General features: G+C 41.9%; 28 protein-coding genes and 1 pseudogene. 11 read left to right on the forward strand and 18 right to left on the reverse strand.

Translation table 11 applies throughout. The features are described 5' to 3' along the window. The 7 genes and pseudogenes from H6G97_RS27990 to H6G97_RS28020 form a co-directional block, all read right to left on the reverse strand. Nucleotides 1-392 (reverse strand): annotated as a pseudogene (locus H6G97_RS27990) (hypothetical protein); the annotation flags it as partial. Nucleotides 393-404: 12 nt separating this feature from the next. Then, nucleotides 405-848 carry a hypothetical protein gene (locus H6G97_RS27995; protein WP_190943834.1) on the reverse strand — a complete coding sequence of 148 codons (444 nt, stop codon included), beginning with the start codon at nucleotides 846-848 and terminating at the stop codon, nucleotides 405-407. Between the two features lie 91 nt (nucleotides 849-939). Next, nucleotides 940-1,134, reverse strand: a complete 195-nt coding sequence (locus H6G97_RS28000; RefSeq protein ID WP_190943856.1) for a hypothetical protein — start codon at nucleotides 1,132-1,134, stop codon at nucleotides 940-942. Next, entirely contained in the window at nucleotides 1,106-1,327 is a 222-nt protein-coding gene (locus H6G97_RS28005; RefSeq protein WP_242055311.1) for a hypothetical protein, read from the reverse strand. The genes H6G97_RS28000 and H6G97_RS28005 overlap by 29 nt, the downstream gene beginning before the upstream one ends. 51 nt (nucleotides 1,328-1,378) lie before the next feature. Then, on the reverse strand, nucleotides 1,379-1,603 hold the full coding sequence (locus tag H6G97_RS28010) for a hypothetical protein (protein ID WP_190943835.1): 225 nt from the start codon (nucleotides 1,601-1,603) through the stop codon (nucleotides 1,379-1,381). Next, a complete protein-coding gene (locus H6G97_RS28015; protein WP_190943836.1) occupies nucleotides 1,600-1,833 on the reverse strand; it encodes a hypothetical protein in 234 nt (77 codons plus the stop codon). The genes H6G97_RS28010 and H6G97_RS28015 overlap by 4 nt, the downstream gene beginning before the upstream one ends. A gap of 3 nt (nucleotides 1,834-1,836) precedes the next feature. Continuing rightward, the gene (locus tag H6G97_RS28020; protein WP_190943837.1) at nucleotides 1,837-2,952 is read right to left on the reverse strand and encodes a ParM/StbA family protein; all 1,116 of its coding nucleotides are present in this window, start codon (nucleotides 2,950-2,952) and stop codon (nucleotides 1,837-1,839) included. 260 nt (nucleotides 2,953-3,212) lie between these two features. Here H6G97_RS28020 and H6G97_RS28025 point away from each other — a divergent pair, with 260 nt between their 5' ends. The 3 genes from H6G97_RS28025 to H6G97_RS28035 all read left to right on the forward strand — a co-directional run bounded on the left by H6G97_RS28025 (nucleotide 3,213) and on the right by H6G97_RS28035 (nucleotide 8,123). Continuing rightward, nucleotides 3,213-3,425, forward strand: a complete 213-nt coding sequence (locus tag H6G97_RS28025) for a ribbon-helix-helix domain-containing protein (RefSeq protein WP_199349702.1) — start codon at nucleotides 3,213-3,215, stop codon at nucleotides 3,423-3,425. A gap of 140 nt (nucleotides 3,426-3,565) precedes the next feature. Further along, nucleotides 3,566-4,291, forward strand: a complete 726-nt coding sequence (locus H6G97_RS28030) for a hypothetical protein (protein ID WP_190943838.1) — start codon at nucleotides 3,566-3,568, stop codon at nucleotides 4,289-4,291. A 277-nt stretch (nucleotides 4,292-4,568) separates the two neighbouring features. Further along, a complete protein-coding gene (locus H6G97_RS28035) occupies nucleotides 4,569-8,123 on the forward strand; it encodes a PriCT-2 domain-containing protein (RefSeq protein WP_190943839.1) in 3,555 nt (1,184 codons plus the stop codon). A 422-nt stretch (nucleotides 8,124-8,545) separates the two neighbouring features. Here the strand turns inward: H6G97_RS28035 and H6G97_RS28040 are convergent, their stop codons facing one another. Continuing rightward, the gene (locus H6G97_RS28040) at nucleotides 8,546-9,457 is read right to left on the reverse strand and encodes a macrolide 2'-phosphotransferase (protein WP_190943840.1); all 912 of its coding nucleotides are present in this window, start codon (nucleotides 9,455-9,457) and stop codon (nucleotides 8,546-8,548) included. A gap of 173 nt (nucleotides 9,458-9,630) precedes the next feature. Here H6G97_RS28040 and H6G97_RS28045 point away from each other — a divergent pair, with 173 nt between their 5' ends. From H6G97_RS28045 to H6G97_RS28055, 3 genes are all read left to right on the forward strand, one after another. After that, entirely contained in the window at nucleotides 9,631-10,143 is a 513-nt protein-coding gene (locus H6G97_RS28045) for an SMI1/KNR4 family protein (protein WP_190943841.1), read from the forward strand. A gap of 46 nt (nucleotides 10,144-10,189) precedes the next feature. Beyond that, a complete protein-coding gene (locus H6G97_RS28050; RefSeq protein ID WP_190943842.1) occupies nucleotides 10,190-10,357 on the forward strand; it encodes a hypothetical protein in 168 nt (55 codons plus the stop codon). 353 nt (nucleotides 10,358-10,710) lie between these two features. Continuing rightward, nucleotides 10,711-10,869: a hypothetical protein gene (locus H6G97_RS28055; RefSeq protein WP_190943857.1), complete on the forward strand. Its 159-nt coding sequence runs from the start codon at nucleotides 10,711-10,713 to the stop codon at nucleotides 10,867-10,869. Nucleotides 10,870-10,927: 58 nt separating this feature from the next. Here H6G97_RS28055 and scyF read toward each other — a convergent pair whose 3' ends face one another. After that, nucleotides 10,928-12,019, reverse strand: coding sequence for a scytonemin biosynthesis PEP-CTERM protein ScyF (gene scyF / locus H6G97_RS28060; protein WP_190943843.1), 1,092 nt, complete (start codon nucleotides 12,017-12,019; stop codon nucleotides 10,928-10,930). Nucleotides 12,020-12,592: 573 nt separating this feature from the next. Between scyF and H6G97_RS28065 the strand changes: the two genes are divergently transcribed. Then, nucleotides 12,593-12,922, forward strand: coding sequence for a winged helix-turn-helix transcriptional regulator (locus H6G97_RS28065; RefSeq protein WP_190943844.1), 330 nt, complete (start codon nucleotides 12,593-12,595; stop codon nucleotides 12,920-12,922). Nucleotides 12,923-13,090: 168 nt separating this feature from the next. Here the strand turns inward: H6G97_RS28065 and H6G97_RS28070 are convergent, their stop codons facing one another. From H6G97_RS28070 to H6G97_RS54890, 3 genes are all read right to left on the reverse strand, one after another. Continuing rightward, complete coding sequence (locus H6G97_RS28070; protein WP_190943845.1) at nucleotides 13,091-13,519, reverse strand: hypothetical protein; 429 nt, start codon at nucleotides 13,517-13,519, stop codon at nucleotides 13,091-13,093. A gap of 63 nt (nucleotides 13,520-13,582) precedes the next feature. Beyond that, nucleotides 13,583-14,014 (reverse strand): hypothetical protein, encoded by a 432-nt coding sequence (locus tag H6G97_RS28075; protein ID WP_190943846.1) that lies wholly within the window; start codon nucleotides 14,012-14,014, stop codon nucleotides 13,583-13,585. A gap of 394 nt (nucleotides 14,015-14,408) precedes the next feature. After that, nucleotides 14,409-14,534, reverse strand: a complete 126-nt coding sequence (locus H6G97_RS54890; RefSeq protein WP_277883341.1) for a hypothetical protein — start codon at nucleotides 14,532-14,534, stop codon at nucleotides 14,409-14,411. 146 nt (nucleotides 14,535-14,680) lie between these two features. Here H6G97_RS54890 and H6G97_RS28080 point away from each other — a divergent pair, with 146 nt between their 5' ends. From H6G97_RS28080 to H6G97_RS28090, 3 genes are all read left to right on the forward strand, one after another. Then, nucleotides 14,681-15,085: a plasmid mobilization protein gene (locus H6G97_RS28080; RefSeq protein ID WP_190943847.1), complete on the forward strand. Its 405-nt coding sequence runs from the start codon at nucleotides 14,681-14,683 to the stop codon at nucleotides 15,083-15,085. Further along, nucleotides 15,066-16,601 (forward strand): relaxase/mobilization nuclease domain-containing protein, encoded by a 1,536-nt coding sequence (locus H6G97_RS28085; protein ID WP_190943848.1) that lies wholly within the window; start codon nucleotides 15,066-15,068, stop codon nucleotides 16,599-16,601. Before H6G97_RS28080 ends, H6G97_RS28085 begins: the two co-directional genes overlap by 20 nt. A gap of 1,618 nt (nucleotides 16,602-18,219) precedes the next feature. Continuing rightward, nucleotides 18,220-18,429 (forward strand): hypothetical protein, encoded by a 210-nt coding sequence (locus H6G97_RS28090; protein ID WP_190943849.1) that lies wholly within the window; start codon nucleotides 18,220-18,222, stop codon nucleotides 18,427-18,429. A 13-nt stretch (nucleotides 18,430-18,442) separates the two neighbouring features. On the opposite strand, the gene H6G97_RS28095 is transcribed toward H6G97_RS28090, so the two are convergent. The 5 genes from H6G97_RS28095 to H6G97_RS28115 all read right to left on the reverse strand — a co-directional run bounded on the left by H6G97_RS28095 (nucleotide 18,443) and on the right by H6G97_RS28115 (nucleotide 21,641). Continuing rightward, the gene (locus H6G97_RS28095; RefSeq protein ID WP_190943850.1) at nucleotides 18,443-19,273 is read right to left on the reverse strand and encodes a hypothetical protein; all 831 of its coding nucleotides are present in this window, start codon (nucleotides 19,271-19,273) and stop codon (nucleotides 18,443-18,445) included. Between the two features lie 255 nt (nucleotides 19,274-19,528). Next, nucleotides 19,529-19,801: a hypothetical protein gene (locus H6G97_RS28100; RefSeq protein ID WP_190943851.1), complete on the reverse strand. Its 273-nt coding sequence runs from the start codon at nucleotides 19,799-19,801 to the stop codon at nucleotides 19,529-19,531. Further along, nucleotides 19,798-20,406 (reverse strand): ParA family protein, encoded by a 609-nt coding sequence (locus H6G97_RS28105; RefSeq protein WP_190943852.1) that lies wholly within the window; start codon nucleotides 20,404-20,406, stop codon nucleotides 19,798-19,800. The genes H6G97_RS28100 and H6G97_RS28105 overlap by 4 nt, the downstream gene beginning before the upstream one ends. 589 nt (nucleotides 20,407-20,995) lie before the next feature. Then, entirely contained in the window at nucleotides 20,996-21,361 is a 366-nt protein-coding gene (locus H6G97_RS28110; protein WP_199349704.1) for a helix-turn-helix domain-containing protein, read from the reverse strand. Then, nucleotides 21,336-21,641, reverse strand: a complete 306-nt coding sequence (locus tag H6G97_RS28115; protein ID WP_190943853.1) for a BrnT family toxin — start codon at nucleotides 21,639-21,641, stop codon at nucleotides 21,336-21,338. Before H6G97_RS28115 ends, H6G97_RS28110 begins: the two co-directional genes overlap by 26 nt. 193 nt (nucleotides 21,642-21,834) lie before the next feature. On the opposite strand from H6G97_RS28115, the gene H6G97_RS28120 reads away from it, so the two are divergent. After that, a complete protein-coding gene (locus H6G97_RS28120; protein ID WP_242055315.1) occupies nucleotides 21,835-24,585 on the forward strand; it encodes a TM0106 family RecB-like putative nuclease in 2,751 nt (916 codons plus the stop codon). A 126-nt stretch (nucleotides 24,586-24,711) separates the two neighbouring features. Here the strand turns inward: H6G97_RS28120 and H6G97_RS28125 are convergent. Continuing rightward, on the reverse strand, nucleotides 24,712-25,210 hold a 499-nt coding region (locus H6G97_RS28125; RefSeq protein ID WP_190943854.1), incomplete at its 5' end, for a tyrosine-type recombinase/integrase.

The raw sequence follows: 25,210 nt of genomic DNA on the forward strand, positions 1-25,210 counted from the left end.
GCGTGTTTACGTTTCTGATCAATTCGCAGTAGATCCGCTCTATCTTGGGCATCTATTTTACTCATCTCCGAATCAAATTCCGAATTGAGTTTGCGAATTTTGGCGATAGCACCCGCAACATGAGAGCCGTATTGTTTACGAAGTTCTGTCCAAGTTACTTGCCCTTTTGTTAACTTCTCCATTGCCTCAAAGACGACCTTGGCATTGTCCAGAAATGGTTCTAATCGGTCAGATAATTCTTGGGCATTATTCGCATAATCGGCAAACTGTTCAAGCTTATTTATATCCGAAAGATAGCCCAAAATATCAGACTCAAACCCTCCCCAAGATTGCGCTTTTTCATCAATATGGCTTGCATGACCAACTACCGGATTACGTATTGCAAAATCCATTGCGCTATTCTCCTAATAAGGTATTAAGTCGTAGTTGATATCACTCGACTCTTGGGGCACTTCATCCCAGTAACCCATCTCTTCAAATCGGCTATAGATTCTCGTTGCCAGTTGCCTTATGGGATCGTCAAAATCATCAGAGATTAAATCAAATCTTTTCTCACCAAATGCCAATATATTTGCAATGTCCGCGTCAATCCCATTACCCAAGAATTGACCAAATGCAGCAGAGTATGGATGGTCATCGATGGTTTCATGAGTTGCTAAGAATTCGGTTCCGGTGAAGGGTGGGTAATCTTCACTGTCTTCTAATGGTGTGGAAAGTGCCTCAATATCTGCCGAAATCATTGCTGCCCATTGTTCAGGATTTTCCGCTTTGAATTGCTGCTTTCTTAGGGCGGAGTCAGTCAGAGGCGATTTGCCCCAATCATTGGGATTTTTGTAATCAAGTGCCATTTGTTAGAATCCTTGTAACGATGTGTACTTGATGCACTTTCGGATGAGGCGATTGCACTTACTTTGGTCGGTGGGAGCGATCGCTTCATTATCAGTTCTCACAAAACTCAACAAGTTCAAAAACCTCTCTCTGCACTTGGTTTTGGCTTAATTCTTTTCTTCTGCCTTTCGAGTCATTGAAAATGAAAGGGGCATTGACTCGACAATTAGAACGGTGGCTGTAGCGCAGTTGTTGACCACGGAATTCGTACAGGTGGTTACGCACTAAGGTTGTCGTTGAAAGCATAAGTTTGTCCCTCGACTTGGGAATAAAACTCGATATTTAGGATTGCTTCGTGAATCTCCATCAAAGCTTGCACAGCATCACCCAGACGCAGGTCATTCGATGTACTGAACTTTTCGGAGGCTTCGATTTGTTGATAATTTGGCGATGCTTGCACAAACCTTAGAGTCTGTTCGCAACCCAAGATGATGGTCATGATTTCGGTTGTTGTTAGGCAAGGTTTTTGTCTTTTGGGTGTCTTGGTCGCTCATGACTTTTTCCCTTTCCTTTGAGTTTTGATTGGTGCGGTTGGTGCTTCTGGCTGACTCGGTTTCTGAAGTACATAGCTGATGGCCCCTGCACCACCCACAACTGCGGCGATGGTAAACATATTGTTTCTGCCAAGCTGCTGGACTCCGAAATAGCCAACGGAGATCGCTGCTGCTGTTGCTCCAATGCCTAAAACCGTGTTTCTGAATGTGGTTCTGCTCATGCTGCCCCTTTGAAATTAGTGACCATTGCGCTAAGTGCCGATTTATTGGGCTGTGTAGATGGCGCTGTTTCGGGTTTGGGTGATGTTTGGACATTGCCGTGTTGAAAAACCAACTTCTCTACACCTGCTGATAATGCTTGTGTCGGTGCGTCTTGGGGTAAATCAAAAATCTTGCACAATTCAATTACTGCTAGGTAGGAGATGGTTATACGCCGAGATTCGTAATTCATTAATTAAGCTCCCAAAGAAATTTGAGTTAATAGTTTCAACCCCAAAGCATTGATGAATTGGGGATTATTCAAAATTACAAAGCCTAAATCGGCTAAGTTTTGATCCACCACGGGCAAGGAAACACCCCCACCCCAGGCGACAAGGTATTTAGCGCGGTCTAGATAATTGCCAGCAGTCACAAAGTTGGCGAATTTCTCAATCCTGTTACTCCACCACTGATCAAGGCATTGGCTGTACTCGGTTTCAAACTTCTTACCTGTGAGGTGGTTGCCTCCATAAGTGAAAGTCCCTTCGATAATCCCCTGGTTCACCAAACTGGGCGAGTGCTTCACATCCTTGGATAGCAAGCTCACTCGGTCGTTTCGCTTGTCGAGGGTTTCTGCAATCATGGTGTGCAGTTCACCCGCTCCACCCTCTATCAGGTGACGGTCAATCACTGCACCACTGCCGTTAAACACGGTAATCAACCAAGTCGATGAACCGATATCGAGTGCGATCGCTAATTCTGACGGGTCAAGTACCAGGGATGCTTCACCGAATAAGCAGTGGGCAATGCTTCCAAACCCTTCGGGATAAATGCCAGTAACTACGATTTCAACTGTCTTGGTGACAATGGAACGAGTAAGTGGGTGCAGATGTTCAAAAGTGTGAGTCCCTTCTACTCGGCGTTTAATCTCTTGGCCCCAGCGTTCGGGGTTGTGGTTGCTCAAACTAATCGAAAGTTTAACCCCATCGGGAATATTCAGAACTGCTAAGTCTGCAAGGATGCTTTCTAGTGCTAGTTCTGCTTTTTTGGCTTTGTCGTCGTGCAGCAGGGTGTGGTCACTTTGAGCTAGAGCCGCACTGCCCCAGAAAAATTGAACATCTTTTAAGTCAAGCCACGTTCCTTCTACATAACGCACCCATGCCCCATCTTTTGAGATGGTTTCGTGGTGCATGATGTTTCGGTTGCGAACAAGTGAGTATGCGGCAGGCATCATGATCGAAAAATCACCGATGATTGCTTTGCCATACCCTGCACCTGAGTCTTTTCCGGCGATGAGGTCAGTTAGCCCGGATTTGGCTAACAAGTCTGCTTGAACTAGCCAATTTTTGGCATTGGTGTATGTGGTTGTCATGGTTCAGATAATTGTTAAAGTCTTGATTTTCCTGGATTTGGAGAATTTAGAGGCGGAATCGCCTTAAATCCAGATATCCAGTTAGGGGCAAGCCATAGCATCACTTTCTGGCTTCTATTGCCTTTGTTGGGTGGCTGTTTTTGGCTTGCCTGTTAGTGCTAATATAGCACTAACAGCACTATTAGTGCAAATAGCATTAAAAGTGTTATTAGTGTTTTAAGTGCAGATGGTATCTTTAATGTGCTTGGATAGTAAGATGGATGCTGTATACAGCAATTAGTTCTGAATTAATGGCACGACCGCGAATTACACTTACCGTGTCTGATGACGTTTATCAGTATCTTAATGAGTGGGCAGACCGAGAAGAACGACCATTAGCTAATCTTGCAGCTTACTTGCTAAGTCAAGCTGTTAGAGAACATCAAGAACAGAATGAATCTGCCAAACCAAAAAAAGGTGAGGGTACAGCATGACTGAATTATCAGGACAGGACGGACAACCACAAACCAGCAGGCTTGACCAGATCAAAGTGATAGTTCTGATTCACAGCCAGATAACAGCAAGCCAACACACAGGTGATTAGTGATTTAGCTATTAATTTTTGATGTCGCCAATGTTGATCCTAAAAGACCCACCAAGCAATTTTCAACTCCCACCGCACAATGAAGCGGCGTTAGAGATGCTTAGGGAGGCGAAAGACTATGAATCGACTGTTGCTTTAGCGGCTAGTGGTGCTGCGCTGGCTACAGGTGGCATAGTTCATCCGTTAGGCTGGTTACTTTTTGGATTGGCTTACAAGCCTTTGGTAGCCACTCAAAAACTGGCACGGTTGGAAAAATTAACAGCCGAACTTTTGGATGAGTTTAAAAGCGAGGGAATACAAGTCTTTCCAGTGCTAAAGGTAGAAGACAAGAACCCTATCGACTTGTTTGTGAGATTTGAGCGAAAAGTTCATCTATTTATTTCAATTCGCTCAATAGGAGATAAGGAGATTGTCTACAACGAAGCTAGAGAGGTTTTGCAGATCAAGAGGAAAGACAAACATGGACTAAAAGTTTGGAATCCTTGCCCACTGCTTGAATTGGCAGATTACGAGAAGTGGTTGAGCAAGAATAGAGACTTGTTTGGGATGTCCTCAAGGGAAGCTACAAAAACGCCCTCAGCAAAAGTTTTGGTCTTATGGCCTCCCACCAAAGCGGCCGACGATCATAATTCACACCTTTATTCTGAAGTTGGAAGTATGAGAATTCTAGCTCTCAGAAGAAAAGGAACTGCATTTGTAATTCAACAGGAGGAAGTTACCGAGTTTATCAAGGCTTGGTTAGCCAAGTACGAATAGGCTAAAAACTGAAAACCCCGCGTCCCGGTAGGACAGCGAGGTTTTCCAATGGAATTGGGGTATCTGGTTTTTTCAGCGCCGGATTAATATCCCTAATAGTAATCTTATCTTACATGATTGGAGTGTTAAGCCCTTGTTACACTGCACACCTAGCGACAAAAAGTAATTCAGGAATTTTAAGTAATTTTGTGCTTATATTTCTGAAAGGTTGTATTAGAAGATTACTGCCAAAGGATAGCTCCAATTCCTCCACCACACATCAAGGAGGAATTGCTCAATGTCACCATTACAACAATTTAATAACTCGCTTCAGCATCAACAATTGAATAATAAACGTGCTGAAGCATTAGATGTTGAACCAGAGCTTGGTGAAGGTAATAAAATCAAGTTCGCGTTTAACGCCACAGGTCGAAACAAAGACTGGGACTTTAAGAAGCTGGCCGGCAACTTTCAAGATACAGAAGGCACTCTAGAAGATGTGCAGCAACACATCAAAGCAGGTCACGCTATCTGTGCTGGCTTACTAGGTGGTAAATGGCGGAGTAAAGCTAACGTCATCGGTTCTCACTGGCTACTAATTGACATCGATAATTCTGATGTCGCTCGTGATGCTTATGATAAGCCGATTAAGGACGCTAACGGCAATTCTATCAAAGTTTACAAGCACCAATTAACCATTGAAGAAGCGCTAGTCCATCCCTTCATCCAAAAATACTGCGCTTTAATGTACACGACTGCCAGCCATAAACCAGAATGGCATAAATTCCGGTTGGTTTTCCTTCTCCCCGAATATGTCCAAGGCGCTGATACTGTAGAAGCTTGTACGCGCTTCCTCATGCAGCAGTTACCGCATGATCCAGCTTGTAAGGATGCAAGTCGTGTATTCTACGGCAGCACAGAGGCAGAATTCCCGCTAGTCAATCCTGAAGCCACTTTACCAGCAGAATGGATAAGTGAAGCGATCGCGATCGCGCAACAGGAACGTATTGAGTATCAACTACGAATTCAGGAAATTGAGTCACGGCGTAAAGAGTGGCGTGAGATTTCTGTCATTGAAGGCTGGGACATTGACCAGCTAATCCAGAACGCGCTTTCATTCATCCCACCGCGCACCCCAGGAAGCGGTAACTACGACGAATGCCGTCAGGTGTTGATGGCACTGGTTAACCATTATGGGGCAACGGATGCGGAAATTATAGCAGAACAGTGGTCGCCCAGCATCAAGGGTTCAACTTGGAACATCCACGCTAAGATTCGCAGTTTTAGACGTGGGGGAATCTCAATCGGTACACTGTTTCACATTGCCAAACAGTATGGTTTTCGGTTCCCGCAACGGCAGTATGAACCATACCAGCCCAAAGGAGTAATTAGCCGTGAACAGTGGGAACTTGGGCGAGTCAGAGAGGACTTGAGCAGCTTCCAAAATTTATTGAAGCAAGCGATCGCTCCATTTAGTTCGATATTTAAAGGATTTAAAGCCCCACCAACACGCAAGCCCTTACCCGAAATTGACACGCCTTCGCCCAATGTAATTATTTACAAGCCCGGCAATATCCCGTACATAACTGAAGTTACAGGCAATATCTCTATCTCCTGCCAGCCGGATGAACACATTGCTGCTTGGGTGGAAGCTGTTTCTAAAGGGTGGACGCAAATTTTAGATAATTCTCACCCTGGACTGGGCAAGTCTTACAACGCGGGGCAATTAACGGCGGGGCTATTCGGCGTTGATAAACTAATTTACCAGGATGCCAACCATAGAAACCCGTCCACACTGCCCATTGAGACGAATTTCGTTGACCTGCCAGTGCGACACAACGGCTTTAAACTAGATCCCACCCGCAAAACTCCTACAGGTCAGGACTTTAAACTCTGGACTAAAGCGGGTGAGACTGCCGACACTGACGGCAATTGCCACAGAACTTACTTATTTAATGCCTTCCGCAGCAAGAATTTTAGCAGCCTTGATTTTGAAGAGAGCGGCATCAGTCCCATCTGTGGCGGTTGTTCCCTTAAAAATCAGTGCCGTTTCGCTAGTGGTGATGGTTTTGGCTTCCGCTTTCAAAAGCGCACAGTTATTCAAAATCACTCCGAACTCAGAGCGCACCCAGACTCTACACCAGTCACCTTAACTAACGCTGCTGACCAAACTTTCACCGTTGGGCGGTTATGGGAAGAAGCTGGTACACTCATCAAGCCCGTGCGTAATGTTGATGTGAACCGAGGCGATTTTGAAACTACTGTCGGCAAGCTGCTACTGTTAGAACCAAATCTTCTATCACAGCTGCAACCTGCACTAAAAGTTTTACACCAACTGCTTACTCAGCAAATTAAACCGAATGACCGCTACGGCTTTGATGATGCCAGCATCCGTGCGCTGCTGCCCCCTTTCCCCACAGGCTTAGATATCGAAGCGATTGGTCAAGCCTCAGAACCTGATTTAACTTTCTTAGAAGACTTGGACTCAATTGATATTACCCAAGATAAACAACTCAAAAAAAGCTCTGCGGCTCGTTATGCTGCCAAAAAGGTAGTTAAAGACAGCGCACGAACAGCCGGGAGGGAGTTTCTTGACTTGCCTAATTACTGGTTGCCTGACTTTCTAGAAGCTTGGAAGGGTGATGGTAGTTTTCAGTCTCAATGGGGTGTACTCAGCATTTACCGCCGAAACCCCAAGCATACTGAATTGGCCCACTCTGCCAAATTTAATATTTACCTTGATGCCACTTTCAAATCCCAGCAATTGAAATTGAAACTGGGCATCGATGAGCCTGTGTTAGTCATTGAGCAACAACGCCCTGACTACGGTAATTTAAAAGTGGTCAACGTCACTGGGCTGGGTAAACTGCCTAAAAATCGCTCTCTTCCACTAAGCGCTCGTGTTAATGCCCTCAAAGAAACCTTGAAAAAACTCTGCCCCACCCTTGGGATTATCGATTGGAAACAAATTGCAACCCAAGCTGAGGGCCGCACAGAATACGGTCACTTTGTCGATGGGCGTGGTGTTAATAGGTTTAGTGAGTGTGATGCGATCGCAAGTTTCGGCATTCCTTACCAAAACATCGGTGTTTTAGCAGCACAATATCAGGTGATGACTGGTGAAAGGGTCAACCTGGAAGATAAAAACAGCGCTTTCCAAAAGTATCTCACAGACCTGATCCGTGCAGAAATCATCCAAGAGATTGGGCGATTACGCGCTCATCGTCGCCCCAATGTGGAGCTAACATTCTACTTCTGCGCTGACTATGACCTTAGTTTCCTCTTAAATGAACTGCCCGGAATCAAGTTAGAGGTTGTCGATGCCTGCTCTGTATGCACCGAAGCGGGTAGCCGAGATCAGCAGACGGGACACGCCATCGTCAAAGCGTTCACCCAGCTTTGGCAGTCACACCAGAAAATTGGACAAAAGGCGATCGCCAAAATCATAGACACTACCCAAGGATGGGTGAGCCGATTTACCCAGAGATGGGGGGGCTGGCAGCACTTTAAAAAATTATTACTCCTGCTATTAGATAGTCTTAATAGCGGTAGTAATAAAAATTTGGCTGACTTAGACGAGGATGAAAAGTGGTTAGCGCGTACATACTTCCCGATGTTGATTGCTGAATCGGAGTCAGCACCAGAAGATGCCTTAGAACACGTCGCTGAAGTTGCCACAATCTTTACTAATACTGCACTGCGGCGGGTTTTTAACTTCTGCACGCCGATAGTTTTGGCTGACTTGCTGATGATTATCTTGCGTTGTTTACCCACTGAAGTGTACTCAGACCAATCTATTCTAAGTGCCTTTGGCTTGTCGCAAGTGACCTGTAACTCGACAGTGACGCTCTAAAATTTATCGATTTTTAATTTCTACTGACCTATCAGTAATAAAAGATGCTCTCCTTCATCATTGCGTACTTAATCATTGAGTGAGCGTCCCGTTCACTATGCCTTGAAACGCCCCACCAGAGGTTTGTACAGCATGAGTGCATTAAGATTACTGCTTTCTACGGTAAAGAGTAAGGTGCTTTGAAGGCGAGTTAGGGTGCAAGTAGTATAGTCATCTAGTATCCCTTTATCTCACGTCTAGACTGAGTTGTTTACTATAACGTCTCACTAAAAGACAAGCTCTGCATAACGACCAAGCTCACCCGCTGCTGGAAGCCCGAAGCGTAGGGTTGAAGGCAGTCGGGTGCAGCGCCTTGTTCTGTCGCTGTCAGGGACTTTGGCAGTCTGGATGTCTGGATTCGAGACAGTCGTAGGTGAATTAAATCATTCCGATCTGTTCGGGCAAAGCGACTGCATAGCCATCTGTTTGTATTCATCCAGTCCCGACTTCAGCGCAAATTCCGCAAGTGCAACGGGATAAGAGGCAGTCAATTCAGTCACATGATCTGCCATCTTGGGAAAAACGCGCCCGCCAGCCTTAGCATAAGCCGCGATCAGCTTATCGAGAGCGTCTTCGCCGAACGTATGGTAATGGGCAACAAAATCAACGGCTGGATCATTAATGGCTACCTCAGTCCAGTCAATAAAGCCGGTTACTTCTGTCCGTGCATTGATAAGAATATGTCCAGCGTGCAAATCGCCGTGGGTCAGCACTGTTTCATGCGACCAAAACACATCGTTCTGGAGCCAGCGTTGCCAGCGGTCCCACAATTGCTGGTCAACTCCAAACTCGCTTCTAACCACGTCCATTCTTTGCTTCATGGTCGCACGCACCTCTTTGGCGGTCGCAATTAAAAGACCGGCAGAGTGCGCCTTTTCAAGGCTAATGTGATGGAGAGAAGCTATGCCTTCAGCCAGCGTTTGATGAAACTGCTCAGGTACATTGTTTTCGTCAATTGCCCAAAGATAGCATTTTGCTTCTGGATCGACCGTGGCTGTCGGCACACCGCTTAATGCTTTATACGCAATGAGTTCATTTGTAGACACAATCCACACAGGTACCTCTACAGCCAGAAGAGGAGCGATCAGTTCTAACGTGCGTTTTTCCTGAGCAACCGACGGCAGAACATCCTCGCGTCTGGGAAAACGTAAAATCCAACGTTCTCCCTCCGTGTCCGTAGCCAACACAACTTGGAAATCAAGTCCGGATTCGTTGAATTGCAGCGAATCTGCCTGTATGTCCAAACTATGTTTATGTGCCAACTCAAGAACTTCCTGGCGCGTTTTTTCGCTCATGTCTTTTATTATCGCATATCAGCCAAGCCGCGCTGCGACAGAACGGTTCCAATCACCGGACATAAACACCCCGTGCTACTCATCAACCAATTGACTTTGTTCCGGTGCATTGGGATTGTGATGCCTAATTAAACGATAAGTTTGTTGTCCGTACATCAGTTGTCTCTTTAAATATGAACAAATACTTTATCGACTTTGACCTCAATAATTTCTGGTCAGATAACGAATACGCCAAAAACTATCAATCTGCACCAGTTATCTACGATTTAATTGAAGTAGTTGAAAAAGAGCTTGGCTTCAAACTACCCCAGTCCTATATTGAACTAATGAAAACGAGAAATGGAGGTATACCTAATAAAACTTTCTTTGCGACAACTGAGGAAACTACTTGGGGAAATAGAATCGAAATAGAAGGAATTTTTGGGATTGGTGTTGACAGTTCAGCTTTTGCTCTGTGCGGAGATAATGGCAACCAATTTTGGATTAACGAGTGGGGCTATCCCGATTTTGGGGTTTATATCTGTGACACGCCTTCAGGCGGACACGATTTGATTATGCTGGACTATCGCAAGTGCGGCAAAAATGGCGAGCCGGAAGTAGCTCACGTTGATCAAGAGAGAGACTATAAGGTAACAACCATTGCCAAGAATTTTGAAACCTTTATCACAGGTCTAAGCGGGGATTGAGCCGAAAAATGTCCCATTTTTACAAAACTTTACAAGGGTGTACCTGGTGACACGAACCTTCTGTTTCCGCCAGATTGGCCGATTACGCGCTCATCGTCGCTCCAATGTGGAGCTAACATTCTACTTCTGCGCTGACTATGACATTACTTTTCTCCTCACGGAACTGCCAGGAGTGAAATTAGAGGTTGTTGATGCCTGCGATTTCTGCATTTAAGCTGGTAGCCGCGACCAGCAGACTCTCCACGCTATAGTCAACGCTTTCACGCACCTTTGGCAGTCACACCAGAAAATTTGACAAAAGGCTCTAGCCAAAATTGCTGAAATCACCCAAGCTTGGGTGAGCCGATTTACCCAACGCTGGGGGGGCTTTTGCAATGCGAAAAAATTATTACTCTTGCTATTAGATAGTCTTAATAGCGGTAGTAATAAAAATTTGGCTGACTTAGACGAGGTGCATAAAGGAAATCAGAAACAGTAAACCTTTTAGCAATCGTTAAATCTCGCCTAGTTTATATCCTTTTAGGCAAAGTCAAATAATTTTTAAACGAAAGAATTAGGGTTATAGCTTTGGTTACAAGTTTAGGTTGTGAGGCAGTCGTCAAGGGCGACCGCTTATATGTTGGTGGTAAAACCAACCGCGCTCAAGTCGCTTTTGAACAAGAGGTTTTAGATATTTTAGACCGCTTAAGTTCACAGCCCAAACAAGTCAGTAATCAACAATCATAAACGCAATGGGGAAGGAGTTAATTATAATTACTTCTCCCCATTTTTCATAAATTTAGAATTATCTTTCTTGGCTTTGAGTAGGGCGTTCACGTTTCAATTTAACACTCACCGCTCCAATTCCCACTAAAGCCAAACCCAACAGAGATGTAGGTTCAGGTACTTGTTGACTAATGTTTAATACTTGAACGCGACTATTGTAGAAATCACTGACATAAAGCTTGTCATTGTCATAGTGTGCGCCAACTGCCCAATTAAACTGTCCAGGTTCTGGCTGAGGCTGTCCTGGTTGAAGAGGTTCTGGGTTAGCGTTGGGAACTGCTGTACCAAAAGAAGTTAGGTAATTACCGTTTTTATCAAAAACCTGCACACGGTTATTGAGAGCGTCACCCACATAAATATTCTCTTGATCGTCCACTTCAATGGCAACAGGTGAATTAAACTGCCCTGGTTCGCTGCCTAATTCACCAAAGACCAAGATAGGCTCGCCTTGTGAGTTGAGGACTTGAATACGGTTATTTAAAAAATCGGTAACATAGATGTTACCTGATTTCTCCGATATCGATAAACCTGATGGCCCTAAAAACTGACCTGATGCAGTGCCAGAGCTACCAATTGTTCTGATCACATTACCGTCTCGATCAAATACCTGAATCGTATCTGCTGTATAGTCGTTGACATATAAATTACCCGACGCATCGAAGGCTATACCACCAGGGCCAAAGAAGGGTCTATCAGTTTGTGGGCCGAATTTACCAAAGGATTTAAGATATTTCCCATTAGCATCGAAGACATCCATTTCGCTGTTATAAACATCGCCAACATAAAGGTTTCCAGTTAGCTTATCAAATGCTAGGTCTGCTGTTTGGTAAAACTGTCCATCTCCACTGCCCAAACTGCCAATAGTTTTTACAAAATTACCGTTTTGATCAAAAACTGAGACACGATTATTAGCAGAATCGCTAATAAAAACATTGCCTGTTTGTTGTTGTACATCTATACCTTGAGGTAAAAAAAGATTTCCGTTTTCAAATCCAGGGCTACCAATACTACGCTCATAGGTTAATGTTACAGATTTGGCTTGAGTTGCTGTTGTCAAAACCATGAATGCTGCACTGACTATGGTAATTGACAAGCTTTTTAGCAATTCCATAATGTATAACTCCTGTTTGTGTGATTAGCAATACCAATGTACGAGCGTGCTAACAAACCCATAGCAAAACTCCTCCCGCCTTCTATCGCTGCGGAATTTCACTGAATTTGATTATTTTGAGTAATGATGAATAATGTGCTGACTACCCTCGCCTATAGGACATTTGTCAAAAAGGTAAGGGAGGCATATCAGAATAAAAATTGTCTGTTTAACCGTAGGTTTTAGTTTCTTAACGACAGATACAAGGTGAATCTGTAAGGTAGAAACTATATAAACCCTATATACTTACTATAAGTAACTGATAAAAAATGTAAAGTAGGTACTTTAAAGTAACTGCGACACATTAAAGAAACTAACTCATGGTGCTATTGCAAGTTTCACTAGTAGTCTGCCAACCCAAAAATGCGCTTTTTCAGACTGGGGAAAGGGAAAAGGGGAAAGGTTAAGGGATTTAAACCCTTTCCCCCTTCCCCTTTACCCCGCCAAGTTCACTTGGCGGGGTAAAGGGTATGTTTAGCAACTCCACTACTTGAAGGCACTAGTTCTCCCTCTAACTGTAAATTTTGAATTGTTATGACTCAGTTAAAAGAATCTGTAAGTTGCCCAATGGGTACGTTGTTAAACGTGCTTGGTGGAACTTGGACGTTCTACATTCTTTGGATTTTGCGTAATAATGGCCCTACTCGCTTCAGTGCTTTAAAACGTCAGATAGAGGGTATTTCGTCAAAAGTTCTCACTGAAAAATTGCGAATGCTTGAGGAGGCTGAAATCATTTATCGGACTTATGAGCCAACAATACCGCCTCAAGTTACTTATGGTTTAACGGAAAAATCACAAGACCTCATCGTTGTTCTAGATCAGTTAGCCCAAATCGCCCACAAATGGTATGCAAAAACTGACTGAACCATTTTCCTCACTGTTTCCCTTTACCCATTTTTTGTTTGCTCTTAGGAATTTAAGAGTGCGTGGAAAGTGCGTCACTCAAACAACCAAAATTTAACCCTGCCCTTGTCCGTTTGGTGGTGGCGGGTAAAATTTTGTCCGCTCACCAGTACCCAACTGCTAATTTATTCAGTCAGATTCAAAGTTGAGCAGAACAGCATCGGAAAGGAACATTTCGTCTCTAGCTTTTAAACCAATATCTCGACGGATACTGTCTAGAATTTCTAGACCTGTGCGTTGGCTGTTGGGGTAGGGAGTCCAGATGGCGTTGACTGTAATTTCAGTACCGACTAAGAATGTGTTGACTGCGCCGACAAAATATTCACCATCGGCATAATCTAAGCGGACAAGGTAAACACGAGATTTGCCAGCGTAGTGAGCATTTTTAATGTCAAAGGCGGTTTGATAATCGGGATGTGATTCAGTCAAATAGGTGATTTTAGGTTTGTTGGGATGATTAAATGCTTCGGATTTACCCCAATTGGGGTCTGACTTTTTAAATGCTTCGGATTTACCCCAATTTGGGTCTGACTTTTTACGCCTTTTAGCTTCTCCCATATTGATTCCTATTATGTGGCTAACTTGACCCGATCAAAGACTAAAACTAGGATGCCATTGTTTCTATGTTGTTGCTGTCTCAGCTGCTTTTAGTTGTTTTTTACTCTTACCCTTCTTACTGTTTACAGGTGTTTCTTCAGCTTCGCTGCTGGCTTTTTCTTCTTTCTGATTTTCAGTAGCCTCTTGATCTGACGTACTACTGCCGTTATCAGATGCCTGATCACGGCGACGACCGCTTTTCTTCAACTCACCGATTAAATATTTGATTCTGCTGCCAGCCAAATTAATCCCCAAACCCTTCAGCATCTCCGATACTTCATCGTAAGTGTAGCCATACTTATTAGAGGTCAGCTTTTCAATGTACCGTCTCATTTTCCTGATAGCCTCTCTGTCCGATACATCTTCTCGTTCTTTTGGCTTCTGTTCTTTCAGCAGATTGATAGCCTTATCAATCTTCTCTTTCGTAATTATTTCTGAATTCTGATGTTCACTCATGGTTATCTCGTGAATCCTGATTAACTGATAATTATCGGCTATTTGAAATAATTTGCACCAATTTGTTTTCAAAATCCTACAAAAAACGGCTATTGCGGCTACGCCGAATTACCTTTTCATATTACGGCTACGCCTTATATTTTTTAGTGTGGCAGCTTCGCTGGTCTTCTTATTCAAGCTAATGCTAAAAAATCAGGCTATTACAGCTACGCTGAATCAGATAATTTTACTTAAAACAGCTACGCTGAATTATTTTTTAGTATTGTGGCTACGCCGGACTATTATATTGTGTGGCAGCTACGCTGAATCAGAGAATTTTCATATAGTGGCTACGCCGTTTTCACTCCCCTGTTACAGCTACGCCGAACCAGAATTTATCTCCTGCTTGATTATCTCAAATTCCGGCTATGCCGTTGCTATCTCCCCTGTAAATTGTAGGATATTCAGCAGCACGGCTACGCCGTTGTAGTCTCGCCCCAGCCTCCTGCTGTGTCCTCCGTACAGCCGTAGCATACAACACCTCATCTATCCCCGTATTTGGGCTTGAAGCCAGCGATGCCTCAAAGCTTACGCTTTGTCTCGCTGCGCTCGAACGGCAGACTGGTTCAAGTGGGGAAACCCCCCTTGAAAAACCCCCCTCGCAACGTCCCTTGATATTCTCGAATTATGGCAAATCGTAAACAGTCTAAAGCTCTAGTCCGAAAGCACATTTTCCCAGTGAGATTGAGCAATATCGAACTGGACTTGCTGCGGATAAAATCACTTGATGCGGGGATGTCAGCAAGTGAAATGATGAGGCGCAATGCGTTGATGCGTCCATTACCCAAACGACTGAGTAAAATTAGCCTGCAAACCTATTGGGAATTAGGACAAATCGGGAACAACCTAAACCAGCTTGTTAAGGCAACTAACACAGCCCTAAAAATTGGGCGAACTTTACCTGCTGATCCAGAACTGTTACGAGAACTTTTAGAACTGTTGCATCAGTGCAGACGAGACATTGCCTCAGATGACATTGAAGACGAAGATTCGGAAGAGGAAGAGTCAGACGATGATTGGGAAGCAGACTAAGGGTAGAGGTTTTCGCAAGCTGTTGGATTATTTAGAATCCCGTGAAGATGCTAAACTCATCGGCGGCAATATGAGCGGGAGAAATGCGCGAGAATTGGCGCGGGAGTTTAAGCTGTCAAGACAACTAAATTCTGATGCAGACCGAGTTGTTTATCATGTCTCACTGTCAGCAGCTAAGGGTGATAAATTAGATGATGATAAGTGGAGCGAAATCGGCGATCGCTACATGAAAGAAATGGGCTTTGATGCCAATCAGTTTGTCATCTTTCGCCACCATAACACCGACGACGACCACATCCACGCCGCCAGCAGAATTAGGATGGACACGGGGCTAGTAGTGCATGATTCCTGGGATTATGTACGCTCTGAGAAAGTCCTGCGACAAATCGAGCAAGACTATGATTTAGTGCAAGTGCAGGGCAGTAGAGAGAAGCTTCAACGCACACCCAGCACCGGACAAATCAGGCGCATAAGGCGAGAGCAAGAAGAATATGAACTAGGTAAACTTGAGCAGCCACCAGGACGCACTATTAAAGAGGAACTTCAGCAGACAATTGATAGGGCTAGTGTTGATAATCCCCAAATGCCAACGCTGCTCATGCGGCTGCAACAAGCTAGTGTCAGTGTAAGAACAGGATTCACTAGGAATGGTAAATCTAAAGGCATTTCTTACGAGAAAGATGGGCAGGCTTTCAGTGGCACACAACTAGGTGCAGCTTACACTTTCCCTGGACTGCAAAAACATCGCGGTGTTGACTACCAACCAGAACGTGATGATGAACCTATTCATGAATTGCTGCTCAAACCTGTTAAACCACTCCCAGTTGAGCAGTTAGAAAAACTCTTTCAGGATATTGAACGCTTTCAACAACAGCCTCAGTTCACTCCACCACAAGAGGATATAGCTCTGTGGCCAAAATTGTATAAATACTTGAGTGAGAAACGCGGTATACCACATTCTTTTATTGAAAGATTACACAACCACAATTTGCTTTACATCGATGAGCAAAAGCAGATTTTATTTATCAAACGTAATCTGGATGGCGAAAAAACTGGTGCATTAGTTTGGTCAAACCCCGGACATAATCATCACACTGTTGAGTATGACCAAAACACCTCTGTTTCAAATGGTTGGTTTCATATAAATTTGGGGCAGAATCCACAACAAGAGATTAAAAATGTCTTCTTATGTTCTTCACCAATTGATGCGGTGTCAGTAGGCGTGTATGTCCTAGCCAAAACAGGAGCCAAACCATCGATGAGAACAATGTTTATGGTAGCTGATGACCCGAACAATTTACCCCTAGAATTTCTCAAAAATTGTCATAGGGTAGTTCTGGCATTCAATAACGATGAGCAGGGGGATAAAACTGCTAATGCAGTATTAGAATTGTTGCCCTCTGGTCAAAGATTTAAACCGACTTATCCTGATTGGAATCAGGAATTAAGAGTTCATTTTTATGAGGCGGAACAACAACGCCTTCAGCTTGAGCGTAGTCGTGGTTTTAGTCTGTGAGCCATGCTCCCGCGTACACCTAACTCGTGGGTTAAGCTCAAGAAATAATTTTTGAAACACAATTGCAACATATCATGATTACGCATTGTCAATAAGACCCCAACTTATTGACAACAAAAATAGCGCGAAAAAGTGGCTGTAATTGAGTCTGGATATAAGTTACAGAAGATTTTTTTCAAAAACAGTGGACGGCCAAAAGGACAAAAATGACCAGTTTCTGTCCTTTTGGACGGCCGTTGACAGGTGGGCATTTGTCAGCAGAGCATGACAATTGAGTAGGGTTGGCGCTTATTGGACGGCCAAAAGGACAAAAAACCACTGTTTTTGTCCTTTTGGACGGCCAAGAATATTAGTGTCGGATGAGACTGATTTACTACGGTTAAACTACGCTAAGTTCACGGGGTTATAAGTGTTTAGTGTAGTTGCTGCGTTAGACGAGTTTCTATTTCAGTTAACGCTAAATATATAGGATGGCTCCTGAACTCACAGTGGAAATTTCAGATTCACTTACTGAAGAAGTTGATCGATTGAGCGGGATTTTTGAAGTACAGTTGCAACACAAACGTATTATATATTCTCAATAATTTTAGAGTTATTGAGAATGAGCCAGTTTGATAAAAATGGCTAAAAGTTTTCTGGAGTAAGTATTAGAGGGCAATTTTTCAAAAAAGCGATGTGCAAAATAGCAGACATTTTGTACCTGATTGTCAATATTTGATGACAGCTATAACAGTTAGAAGCGTGTATAAGCTGTGCAAAATAGCAGACATTTTGCACAGGAATCGGGGTTTTAGGTGCAAAATGTCTGCTATTTGTAACTGTGATTAATCAGACAATTTCACTACTTAAAACAAGTTTCATCTCTATTAACAAGCGTGGAGATTGTAAAATGAACAATTTCTATTCAGGCATGAAGAAAAAAAATCAGATGTTAAGTGGGCTGGGTTAAGTTAATGAAAGAATTATTGAAGCACAATTGCAACATAAGTGTATTATGCATTCTCAATAATTTTGAAGTTATTGAGAATGAAACAGGCGATTATTTTTTGCTGTAAGTCATTCTCAGTCAGCATTACGCCCGAATTTTTCAATAAATGTCTTATGCTCAACTGGTAGCAGTAGGGCTACTCTATAGCTACCAGTTGGGGAATCATCAAATTTTCAAAAACTCGCTTTTTTACTACTCAACTGGTAGCTGTGTGTCACCAGTTGAGCTACCCAACAGCTACCACTTGGGCAAGGTATTTAGAACTACTATTTCAATACTTATAATCTACATAAAGCGTATGTAATAAGTGGTGTTTACAGCATAGCTTTGGTGTAATTCAAAAGTGGAGTCCAGGTTTTAGGCTACAAATGTAGTATAAAGTAATATAGAAAAGATATAGTTTTGCTCAAGAGTTGATTCTAAGCAATGATTTGGTTTCAGATTACGCGCAAATACTCATTTTTGATCCAAAAGGTGTGAGCGTCACTTGTCAGCCCTACAGAAATTCTCCGCCCAAATACTCCTTATTGCTACCCGCAATACTCATTTTTGTATCAAGTAGTCTTATTGTGTCTAGGCAGACAATACTGTACTGAAGATAATTGAGTAGGTCAGGTTTGATCACAAGAATTGAATGCGATTTTTGGAGTAGACCCGTCAGTAGCCGTGTTGACCCGACGAACTCGTGACCGCTTCGCTCTCGGAGTCGGTGGCTCTTACGGGCAGAAAGATTACTGGTTGGGACAACTAGATCCACTAGCCCGCAAGATCCACTCCGCTAACGCCGACTCCGAGCCACGAGTTCTTAAATCTAGAACCCAGGCAGTGTATAAACACTGATTTACTGCATATTCTACTTCCTTTTCTTTAGGTTTGTTAATACCTCCACACCCGCAGGTAGAAAAGTTACGAGTATTGCTACAAAAACTGTAGTAATTAGTTCTCCTGACTTTGAAAAGAATGAGACATTTTGTACTAGTAGAAAGTTAATCAAAAATCCAGATAAGGCAGTTATAACAATAGCAGTAAGAGCAATCACAACTTTGTTGTATGCTTCTAAATTTGAACTATCCTTCTCTTGAATTTCTTTCACACCTGCGATACGTCCGTTAACACTTAAATCTTGAAAATTTGTGACCAACACCTTCAAGTCAAAGCAGTCTTTCTGATTCAACAGTATTTTTGGGATCTCTATATTTTGCGATGTATATACTGGGACAACACCCAAATTATTGGGAGATTGCTCCAATATTTCAACCGAGAGTATTTCTGCCGATCTATTGAAAACAATAGTAACTGGTTGATAATAATCATTTGATTGAATCGGGGTATTTCCTGAATTAACAAACTTAATAATTATCAAATACAAATCTTTAACAGGCTTGGAATCAAAAGTTACTTGAATTTTACTCTTAATACTATCTTCAATATCTAAAACATTAACTTTAGAAGAAATTGAATACGAAAAGGATTTTTTTTGAGCTTGCTTCCACCCAATAAATATAGTTAGCAAGGTTAGGAGGATTGCAACAATTACCCCTATTGATTGCCATGCTGGATCACGCCAAAAGTCAGGATTATTTGAACTAGAGCCGTTTGATGTCTGCGCTACAAAGAATGAGTGATTTGCTTGAAGTAAAAGATTTCTTTGACTTTCTCTAAGGAGCGATCGCTTTAGAGGCATAGTTAATGGGACTGGAGATGGAGAAGGTACAGGTGTCTGTGCAAAACTTTGTGATGAGACAACAATAATAATCGACACCACAAAAATTGCTAAAAATTGAACTTGACTCTTTTTCATAGTTGTGTAAACGTCTGTAGCCGTTGAATATTGCCAGATTATACTTCAGTAAAATTCCTTACTTTATAGTCAGAATTAAGTTTTAGTAAAGCTTAAACTCCAATACATCACCTCACCAAGGTTTTTGAAAAACTATCCTTATGGTTTTCTGGCTTTCTGGTTATCTGGTTCCCCAAACTTTTGGGTTAGCGCCTCAACAATAACTGAGGTTACAGTAATTCCCTGCTCTTTGGCTTTAGACATCCAGTAGCGACGTTGGGATATAGGGACTTTGACGCAGAGATTGACCATCTGTTCAAGCTCTGGCTCTTGTGATGCTAAACCAGATATATGGTCTTCTGTATTTCTGGTTTTCTGGTTTTCTGGTTCCGTCTCTCTGGCTTTTTTAATCAAATCTCCGTACTTGCTCATTTCAAAATCTCCATAACTTCTTTACCTAGCGCGAGGTAATCAGCCCAAGCTGTTTTTAAACGTGAGTCATCAACATCACGAATGGGGACACCAGCCATAGCTGCTTTCTCAAAGCCGACAGTACGCCGGATCATTGCCTGAAATACGGGGATGCCTCCATTCAACAAATCCTGACGCAGTGTTTCACCTTCCTTGCTGGGATAGGGAGGAACAATAGTAAGCAAGCAACGATAGTTTGCCTCACCCAAATCTTTCACCATCAATAGCATTGGCTCAAGGCTCACGATGTCCGGTTTTGTGGGCAAGATTAGAAGGTCACAGCCTTTAGCTAATTCCCTTAGATCATCGGAGTCAGGTCTTGCTGGGGTGTCGATGACCACAAATTGAGCATCGGCAATTACTTTTAAGGCTTGGCGTTCGTCCACAGCAGGGAAAGGGAATGATCCGCGTTTTGACCACGCCAGGGCGGTACGGTTTTGGTCGCCATCTACAAGAACTGTTTTACCAAGTTCACTAAAGAAGGTTGCAAGATGCACTGCTGTAGTGCTTTTCCCTACCCCACCCTTGTACCCAGTGATCGTTACAATTTTCTTTTGACTGTCCATCTTTCTGGTAAACCATAAATCTGGTTTTCTGGTTTTCTGACTTTTGGGCTTGGACTAAATCATACTCAACATTTGTCAACGAAGTCACGTATATTTGTAGCCCACTCTTTTTTAGAACAAGCTCTTGTTCTAAACTGATCTTTAAGCGAAATCAGACAGCACATTAGTGAGAAGAAAAGCCCAGCCACTACCCCAAACACCGAGTCTAACGATTACAAAGAGCGCTTTACTGCTGCGACTACCAAACTAAGGAAGTCGCGCATTTGGTCAGATCCGAAGAAGCGCAAGCAAATAGAAAAACTACTTGCACAACTGGAGACGCTGACAAATGTTGAGTAAAGGCAAGAGGTTATTACTCTCTGGGTAATAAGTGCCTCACGGTGTCTGGTAATAAACGTTCTAAAAAAAGCTCAATATTCTTACTATTAGGCTTGGGAAACCGCCCAATCTAAATCTTCCTGATAAATTTTCATAGTCATTCTGATTTTCATTGGAGTCGGAACTTTCATAGCGATTTGTATGTGCTTCTCAACCCTTTTTAGCAACATAGCGTTGATTTTTTTGTGCGCCTAAAAATCTGTTTTGAAAATTAGTGCGGGGTAAATTGCAATGCCTCATAAATAGCTTGAGGATTGGCAGCAATAACCTTGAGGTAAGCCTGTGCGGTTTGGTCGGGTTCAGTGCGTCCCTGCTCCCAATCACGCAAAGTGCCAAGCGGAATATGATAACGCGCCGAAAATTCCTCCTGCGTCAATTTCAAGGCGCGCCGCATGGTTTTAACACGGGGAACACGTCTGGCGTTGCGTAATTCAGCTTCTGTCATAGGGCGGGCATCAGGGTCGCTAATAGCCGCAGCGTGAATTTCTTCTTCTGTCATGGGACGCATGGGCTGCTCTGGAAAGGGTCTTTCACTACCGTCAGGCAACACTTCAACCGCCGTCCCATCCTTGTGCATTCTCGCGGTAATAATCGTTTCTTTCATACTTTTCTGCTTTTCTGGCTGATATTAAACGGATACGCTGTCCCCGTTCGGTGTAGGTTACATGAAGTAGTACCCCGTCACACATACCCATCAGGTTGATGCGCTCTTCCCCATAATTTTCACGATCATCAAAACGTTCAACCGCAAAAGGGTCGTCAAACGCTTTGATTGCTTGATGGAAGCTGACACCATGCTTTTGCCAGTTGGTAATTGCCTTGTCATTATCCCATTCAAAATTATCCCCATCCTTCATAAGGTACGGAATACCAGTAGTTTTGTCAACTCTCTACTGTAAATGAAAGCATGGCACAACGGATTATTTGTGAATGAGAGATTTATAGACATATTTTTAGTACTATTTATCACATATAACTTTGAGACTTAAAGTAGAACTTACCCAGATTTTTAAACTAAACCCTCTAGTTTGCACTTGGTAACAGTCTCTTATGAACAAAAACATAATTACATCTGAGGTAGTACTAGCCTACTCGCAATGTCCTCGAAAAGCTTTCTTACTTCTTTTCACAGAAGATAAAGGGACTTTACCCGAATATATTCGCATTCTTGAACAGCGTAAAATTAGGAATCGTGAGGAATATATAACTAGGATAAAGCAGAATAATTCACTAGTGAAACTATATGACATCAAAACACTAAATAGGAACATTGATTTTCTTATTGAAGCGAGCCTATCCGTTAATGGATTAGAAGCTTATTGTGATGTTTTAATAAAAGGACAAAGCACTTCATCGTTAGAGAAATATAGTTATGAACCAGCAATTACTGTAGGAACATATAGTCTTTCGAGAGAGCATAAAATTGAATTGTTGTTTATTGGGTATATCCTGGAACAAATCCAGAATCAGCCAACAAAATATGGAATCATCATCAGCATGGGAGGTGAAGTCCATAAACTGAAGCTTACAAACAGCTATAAAATGCTCAGGTTGTTAATTGAACCTCTGAGGGAATGGATACAAAGACCTCCTGTTGAACCTCCTCCAGTTATTCTTAATAAGCATTGCCCAACGTGCCAGTTTCAAACTTTATGTAGAGAAAAAGCAGAGCAGGAGAATAATCTAAGCTTATTAGACCGAATCTCTCCAAAAGCTATTTATAAATATAACAGAAGAGGTATTTTTACAATTCATCAACTTTCCTATCTATTCAAACCTAGAAAAAGTAAAAAAAAGGGAAAAATTACCAAATCTTATTTAAAAGATAATTTAGAACTACAAGCCTTAGCTATTAGAGAAAATAAAATATATGTGCAAGTATTACCAGAAGTTTCCAGAAAAAAAATGGAGTTATTCCTAGATATTGAGGGCATACCCGATGAACACTTCCACTATTTGATAGGTCTATTAGTATGTCAGGAATCAGCCTGTGTTTATCACTCCTTTTGGGCAGATACAATCGATGATGAAGAAAAAATTTGGAATTCCTTAGTCTCTTATATTAATGAATATCCTGAAGCCCCGATATATCATTATGGAAGTTACGAACCAAGAGCGATTAATGAATTATCGAGAAAGTACTCGACTGATGTTGAGGCGATTCAAAAACGATTAGTCAATATAAACTCATATATTTATGGCAAGATTTACTTTCCTGTACTCTCTAATAATCTCAAGAAAATTGGTAATTTTATCGGTGCTTCTTGGGAATGTAAGGATGCATCCGGCTTACAAAGTCTTGTTTGGCGGTATGAATGGGAAGAAGTACAAAGTGATAAATATAAAAAGTTATTAATTAAATACAATTATGACGATTGTAATGCTTTAAAGTTACTTTATGAGAAGATTTCACTTTTTAGAGATACTATTGGCTTAGATGTCATATTTCCTGATTATATTAAAAACAATTTGACAGAAAATGGTATTGAGGTTCATGAACAGTTCAAAGAAATTTTAAAGTTTGCCTATATTTCTTATGATAAGAGTAAGATAAAGTTTCAGAGAAATGAGCCTAAATCTAGCAAGCAAAGGAAAATAAGCATTGGTTATCAAAGGTTAATTCCAAAAGCAGGAAGAATAGTTCATTTAACTGCACAACAAAGCTGTTTAAACTGTGGTAAATCACTTGAAAATTTGAACAAAACAGCTGAAAAAACTGTGATTAATCTTGTTTTTACAAAAAATGGTATTAGGAAATCAGTTATAAAGTTTTCGGGAGCAATAAGTTATTGTAGAGCCTGTAATATTCGCTATTATCCCAAAGAAATCAATAAAAGAGGTAATCAACTTTTCGGTCATGCTTTTCAATCCTGGATAGTTTACCAAAGACTTGTTTTAAGATTATCTTACAAAAATATTGTGAACTTAATGGAGGAACAATTTAATGAGAAGGTTTCACTCACTACAGTAACAGAATGTATAAAATCCTTTGCTTTCAACTACTATGATACTGAGAAGATAATTCATCAACATATTTTAGATAGTCCGTTTATTCATGTTGATGAAACAACAATTAGCATTCGAGGGGTTGATCAATATGTATGGGTTTTCACAACGAATAAACACGTAATATTTAAGCTAACTAACACACGAGAAGCAAATATTGTTCATGAATTACTAGCTAATTATAATGGCATTTTAGTTTCAGACTTCTATGCCGGATATGATTCAGTTCAATGTAGACAGCAGAAATGTTGGGTTCACTTAATTCGTAATCTTAATGACGATCTTTTGCAATCGCCATTTGATGCTGAGTTTGAAATTTTTATTTTAGAAGTTAAGAATTTAATATTGCCTATTTTTGAAACAATAGAAAGATATGGCTTTAAAAGCCGATATCTTAAAAAATATAAAAAGAATATTGATTATTTTTATTTAAATTTTATTAATGATAAATTTTATCACTCAGAATTGGTTATGAAATACCAAAAAAGATTCATTCGTTATCAAGAAAAATTGTTTATTTTTATGGAGGAGGATGGAATAGCTTGGCACAATAATATGGCTGAAAGTGCTATTAGACATTTTACAAAGCAGCGAGACATATCGGGGTCTTTCTTTGAGTCTTTCACTCACTCGTATTTGACCATGCTCGGAATAACACAAACTTGTAAGTTTCAAGGCAAGTCGTTATTAAAATTTCTTTTATCTGGCGAAAAGGACATTGATACATTTAAGCAAAAAAGAAATATTAAGAATAGTAAAATTGTTGGTCTACACAAGAATAATAAGGATATTTAATTCCTTGGATCTACGATCAATCAGAATGTGAACACACTAGTAGAATCTGGCATGATGGGAAGTGCTGGGATTATGAACACAGTCCTAATTTTTAAAATTTATTGCTTATTAAAGGAAAACCAGAATCTAAAACCCAATCACAGAAACAGCCTTTCGCTTCTGCTCTGGCGTGACCTCTAGATAGCGCTGCAATGTCCCCAGGTCACTGTGACCAGAGATTTCTTGAATAGTTCTCAAAGGTATCCCGGCGTTGGACATCTGCGTGAGGGCAGTTCGCCTAAACGAGTGGGTGCTGACTCCCTCAACTCCAATCCGCTTGCAGGCATCTCTTAGAATTTTGTCTGCCATGAATCGGGTCAGGCGTTCAGTTACACCGCGCATACCTGGGAACATTACCCCGATTTTCGGTTGGTAATCAGCCAGTATTGCGGATAGTGCTGGTGGAATGTCTACAATCCGTGTTTTGTACTTGCCTTTCGTGGTACATTTTCGGAAAGTGATGGTTCCTGATTTGATATCAGTCTTTTTAAGGGCCAACGCTTCTGATACGCGACAACCAGTAAACAGGCAGATGCCAAACAGAGCGCGATCGCGTGGGCTGAGAAATCCCTCGGTGAATAATCGC

Source organism: Nostoc flagelliforme FACHB-838 (assembly GCF_014698065.1).
GTDB classification, from domain to species: domain Bacteria; phylum Cyanobacteriota; class Cyanobacteriia; order Cyanobacteriales; family Nostocaceae; genus Nostoc; species Nostoc flagelliforme_B.